Consider the following 4,652-nt stretch of genomic DNA (forward strand, 5'->3'; position numbering starts at 1 on the left):
AGCCATTAGCTGATAGCTTGTTAGCTTTTGTCGCTTCGCGCCATTGGCATATTTCCAGATCAGCACATTGAGTTTCATTTGCTAATATTCACATTTGCTAATTTGCTAATTACAGGTCTATGTCATAGGTATGTACCGTCCACATCAGCACCTTGATATCGACGGACATATAGGTGTCGTCCGAGCTGAGCGGCCCGTTCGGGTCGACAGGGTTTTCCGGTTCGGGGCCGGACGGTTTCGGGTCCGGGTTATACGGTACATCCGGCCCGGAGGGGATCAGCGGGTTCCAGTTCACCCCGATGCGCTTGAACGAATTGATATTGACATGGTAGATGTTGTTCCTGATCACCGGCGAGTTGACAGGTTTGGCGATGTTATCCGGGTTCAGCCAGATGTAATACAGGACTTTGCCGCCCGTATAGGTGGAGACCGGCTGATTCTGTACGCCGGTTGTGTAATCCTGCGCTTTCTGGATGCTGGAATAAATATGGCCGTCGGCGTCGCCCACATAGAAGGTGCCGCCGGTCAGCGCGCCTCCATCCCTGATCTGCGAAGGGTCGGGCGTAAAGGTGGCCCGTACAAGGATATAGGCCGTATTACCTTTGCGGTACTGGCTGTTCGATGCGTCCGTGCCCCGCTGATGGGTGTTTTCGAGCAGGAACTTGCCCGGGAAGGTGATATGGCTGCCGTCCGACGGCTTTGCAGGGACGGCATCCGTCAGGTTCTGCAGGTCCGTGTAATCGTAGTAAGCGGCCGCGGTGGACGTATAATCGACTCCCACCCCCGGCAAATAGTCAGACCCCCAGGTCTTTGTGCTGCCGTCCGCATTGGTTTGCGGGAACAGGTATACCGCTTTGGCGCCCTGGGCTACCGAATAGGTGATATTCGAGATGGTACCGAGCTTGACCCCGTCCGTATTGACGACATCCGCCGGGGCCGATGTGGTGACAATCGCTCGCGAAGGGATGCGGGTAACGTTAAGGGCGATCATATTTTTTCCGCTGGCGGTGACATCCTCCGCGCTGATGCCGTCCTGTATGGAAAAGGTATTACTCTTGCCGCTCAGGGTCAGCAGGTCGGCATAGATGGTCAACCCTTCGGGGGTAGTTACGCTGGAGGACTGGTCTATACGCGCCAGGGAAGAAAGAGGCAACGTCGAGGACAATGTATAGAGGTAATCATTCCCGGGAATAGCCGTCAGCAGCGGCTCGGGGCTGTTCAGGATGACAACCATCTGCTTGTCCCCGGGGATCGTCTTAAAAGGCGTGGTAAGCTTTATGGCATCGCTCCCGTCGGGATTCGCCCCGAAAAGGAAATCGCTGGTCCCGAAGCGCCGCGCATCCAGCAGCGTAGCCCCGTCGGACGAGAGCAGGTACAGGTCCAGGGTAACGATTTCCGTTACACCGGAATACTGCCCTGCGGCGTTATAGTCCGGGTCATCCGCCGCCTTGACGGACCGGTTCTGCACCAGCGACAGCATCAGGCCCATGTGGGTCGTACCGCCCGGGACGGTTCCTTCTTTTCCGGTTCCTTCATCCGTACTGCAGGCTGTAAATCCCGTAAGCAGGATCAGCCCCGTTAAAAAACTACATAGCTTTCGTTTCATAATTCTAAAGTTTAATTGTTCGTATATGGTATCGGTTATAGTTCTGTTCTCTGCTTACTGCTTACTGCTAACTGTTTACTGTTAACTGTTTACTGTTCACTGTTAACTGTAAAGCTGATCCGGTATTCGCATACGCGCAGGGACGGGTAAACCTCCCCCAGCAGGTAAGCGTAGGGCTTGCCCCCCCGGTAGGCCTTCAGCCGGGCTTTGCGGGCCGGTGCGTCCTGCTCACCGAGGATATGCAGGATGCCGGTTTTCTCCTGGTCGCCCAGGGCGTCCGCCGCTATAACGGCAGCCCGCAGTCCGTCCCAGTTCTCGCCCTTGGAACGCACGCTGAAGCAGCCGGCATCGAAGCCGTAGGCCGCTGTCATATAATCCCGGAGGGCAGCAGCGCGTTTTTCCGACAGACTTATATTATGGCTTAATTCCCCTTCGGGCGAGGCATAGGCCTCCAGGCTGATGCTTTCGATCCGGGAACCCGGGAGTTGCAGGACGGTTTCAACCGAACGTTGTATTTTGGAAAGCTCCTGCCGGTTATTACCGTAGTCCGGATAGACTACATAGCGGTCGACGGGAAACAGGATGCAGGCGCTGCCGCTTTCATGGCGGTATTGTTTGTCAACGCACGGTATGTAAACCGTATCCGCGGGTACAGCCGCAACCGGTACCGCAGGGCTTATAGCGTGTGGCGCCACAGGCAGGGGATACGTTTCCGGCGCGCCGGGTCTTTTTGCCGTTTTACCGATAGTATAGGACACCGAAAGGCCGGCCCTGTCAGGGCCCCAGTAATGCTTCTGGTCTGATTCCAGCTTCTGCCCGCAGGTGCGGCAACCCGACGGGCCGGTTTCACCGGAGGTGTGCTTTGTATAGTCTATGTAGGCATATCCGGCGCCGATGTTCGCCTCTATGGCCCACCGGCCTGACAGCTTCCACCGGTACCCGGCGGAGAAGCCTGCCCCGGCCAGCCAGCCCTGGTAGCGGTAGCCGTCGATGACCTTGGCTGTATTGAACAGGGCCCCGTGGATATGCAGCCCGCTGAAGAAGCTCCGGAACGGTTCGTCTTTCCAATAGCGAAGCTCCGGCTGGAACAGCAGGAACTTCCCTTTTTTACCATCCGTAAAGGTCCACGGATTGTAGGTGACAGGAAGGTCCAGGGTCAGCTTCCCGTTCAGCCGGAGCTCGGCGCCCAGGCTCAGGCTTGTCGTGGCATCGTACAACAGGTTTGTCTTGACAACGGCGGTCTCCTGGGCCTGCACGGTACACCCTATTACCTGTATGCAAAGCATCAGGCGCAGCGCCGCCCTGAATCCTTTGTCCTTGGTATTTCCTTTGTTATGCATATATCCTTTATTTGTTTCATGCTTCTTTTTTTCTTTTTTCTTTTTTTACGCTTTGCCCCTGGCACTATATAGCCCTCCGCTCAGGAGGCTCCGGGGGACAGGCATACGCAACCTGTAGCCGGACACGCCCCCTTCAGGTCAGTAAATTTTGATCCCGGAATACCACAGGGCCGGTATCCAGCCCCGTCGGCATACGGCACTGCCCCTCGAAGCGGGCGCCCGGCTCGATCTCCAGGCTAAGGGCCACCAGGTCCCCTTTAACCAGGCAGCCGGAGCGAAGGCTGGCGCTCTCTCCCGCGGTGACCGTACCCAGCACGCAGCCGTACACATCGGCCCGGCCCGCGGTGATATTGCCGTTGACATGGCCCACGGGGCCTACGGTAACGGTTTTGTCACTGTAAATACTGCCTTCAACACGGCCCTCTATATGAAGGTCTTCGCTCAGGTGAAGGTCGCCGCTGAGGACTGCTCCCGCAGACAGCACGCTCGGGCCATCCGCAGTGGACGGTTCCCGGTTTTTTTTCTTGCCATACAGTTCCATCGCTTTTTTCCATTTTTGCGTTTCTTCATCAGGGCCGGTGTAGCCCGGGCCGCCGGGTGAGCCGGCTCGCAGCCCGCGCAACAGCTCCAGGTAGCGGCTGTCCTTGTCAAGGGGGCTCAGGCTCCGCAGAAGCAAATCATGGCCCCCGCACACTACGCCCGTCTCCAGCACGATCTCTTCCGCCCCGACCCCGCATAGCTTCAGGCCCGCCTTGCGCAAGCCCTCCACATCGCTGACTACGCACGCCAGGTAATCCGGGTAGCCCTCCTCGCTGACGCGGAAAGCGGTCTCCGTACGGCACAGGCTGAGCACGACGCACGCGGAACGTTCGAAGCACATCAGCACGCCGCCCAAACGGTACAGGTAAACCTTTCCCGTATTCGAGCCTTCGCGGGACAGGATCGACCCAAGGCTAAGCTGCGAGCCTGGGCCGGTGGTATCTTTGATTCGTAGGGCGTGCATCATCCCGGTGGTTATTTTGGTGTTAATTTTGCTTTTATACAGGGGCTATAGGCCCTTTTCTTTGTCGTGCCGGCCAGGTATTGTGAATACAGCCGGGGAACTACATGCCGGTACCGCTGTTCTTCTTCCGGCTGTGCCGGTTTTTTGGCCATGTCCTGCCTGCCATGCGGGCTTATGCACGGCGCCGGGACAGGCTTCAGTACCGGAAGTCAGTAAAATGGACGATAACGAATTCCATACTGCCATACTTTTCCAGGAACTCCAGAAAGTCGCTGCAGGCCAGGCCTTCGTTACGCGCTACCGTGTCAACCGGCACCGGCTTGCCTTCGACCAGCAACTGCCCGCCGGATTGATCGTAACGGGCACGCTGGGTATGCAACGTCTTACCCTTTGTGATCGGGCAATAGACCTTGCCTTGCGGACGGTCTTCCGTGTATACGATGCGCAGGCTGTAATTGCCGGTGGCCAGCTTACGGCAGGCGCCTTCCCAAAAGGACACGCCGCTCTTGAGGGCATGGATTTTACCCGGTTGCAGGACGCCCTTGATCTTACTGGCAAAATGTGTGTCCTCGCCGTAACGGCTATGCCAGGTGGGATAGGTATCGGGTACGGACAGCAGGATCTCCTTTTCAATACCTAGCAACTTTTTTATGCGTGTGAGTAGCATAGTAATCGTGTCGTTTTATATGTATTGTTTTTTGTT

At 56.9% G+C, this 4,652-nt stretch carries 4 protein-coding genes; all 4 read right to left on the minus strand.

Annotated elements, in window-relative coordinates; all coding sequences use genetic code 11:
* Positions 1-109: 109 nt before the first annotated feature.
* On the minus strand, positions 110-1,606 hold the full coding sequence (locus IR083_RS03945; RefSeq protein WP_194223327.1) for an Mfa1 family fimbria major subunit: 1,497 nt from the start codon (positions 1,604-1,606) through the stop codon (positions 110-112).
* Between the two features lie 89 nt (positions 1,607-1,695).
* Positions 1,696-2,946, minus strand: a complete 1,251-nt coding sequence (locus IR083_RS03950; RefSeq protein ID WP_242052358.1) for a DUF3575 domain-containing protein — start codon at positions 2,944-2,946, stop codon at positions 1,696-1,698.
* Positions 2,947-3,079: 133 nt separating this feature from the next.
* Positions 3,080-3,952 carry a polymer-forming cytoskeletal protein gene (locus IR083_RS03955; protein WP_194223328.1) on the minus strand — a complete coding sequence of 291 codons (873 nt, stop codon included), beginning with the start codon at positions 3,950-3,952 and terminating at the stop codon, positions 3,080-3,082.
* 193 nt (positions 3,953-4,145) lie between these two features.
* Positions 4,146-4,616: a hypothetical protein gene (locus IR083_RS03960; RefSeq protein ID WP_194223329.1), complete on the minus strand. Its 471-nt coding sequence runs from the start codon at positions 4,614-4,616 to the stop codon at positions 4,146-4,148.
* Between the last annotated feature and the right edge of the window lie 36 nt (positions 4,617-4,652).

It is taken from the genome of Dysgonomonas sp. GY75 (assembly GCF_015234155.1).
GTDB lineage: Bacteria > Bacteroidota > Bacteroidia > Bacteroidales > Dysgonomonadaceae > Dysgonomonas > Dysgonomonas gadei.